This window comes from Alcanivorax sp. HI0044, assembly GCF_001634945.1.
Genome location: NZ_LWEZ01000018.1, coordinates 1 through 765 on the forward strand (window position 1 = coordinate 1; position 765 = coordinate 765).

Here is a 765-nt window from a genome sequence, read left to right on the forward strand (position 1 = left end):
TTCGTCGCGGTGCTGATGCATATGCTCCGGTTTGATATAACGCACACCGGGGAGCCCGAGGGTGCGGAAAGGATCGAAAGTAATCAGTTTCACTATAGGGATTCCGACCGAGGTTCGCTTTTTTAATCGCCTTTGACCGGCTGGTCAAGCGTCTTTGTCGTTATTCGCCCTTGGCAGGTGGGGGCGCGCCCGCTAGCCTTGCCCGACTATAAATACGATTGGGAGAGCTGTCGTGACGATGCCGACACTGGAAAGTGATCTGGTTCTGGTGAACAACACCGAATCAGTGATGGAAATTACCCTGAACCGTCCGGACAAATTGAATGCGCTGACCAGTGCCATGTACCGGGATTTGGTCAAGCTGCTGGCCACTGCAGAGCAAAGTGATGATATTCACGTGGTGCTGTTCCGGGGTGAAGGCAAGTCCTTCAGTGCCGGTAACGACCTGGTGGATTTCCTGAATGCCAAGCCCGGTGAAGCGGGGGAGGCTGCCCATTTCATTCAGGCCATCCACGATTTCCCCAAGGTTGTCGTTGCGGCCGTGCAGGGCAACGCGGTTGGTGTGGGCACTACCATGCTGTTGCACATGGACCTGGTGGTGGCCTCCGAGGATGCCAAGCTGATCACGCCGTTTGTGGACCTGGGCGCCGTACCGGAAGCGGGTTCCGCCAAGCTGCTGCCAGCCTGGATCGGCTATCAGCGCGCAGCGCGCATGCTGCTGCTTGGTGAACCGATGCTGGCCGCAGAAGCGCTGGAAATCGGGCT

1 protein-coding gene is annotated in these 765 nt (G+C 57.6%); it reads left to right on the plus strand.

Annotation, left to right across the window (positions count from 1 at the left end; translation table 11 throughout):
* Positions 1-238 precede the first annotated feature (238 nt).
* Positions 239-765, plus strand: a 527-nt coding sequence (locus A3730_RS00240) for an enoyl-CoA hydratase-related protein (RefSeq protein ID WP_063537203.1), incomplete at its 3' end; no start/stop codon positions are given.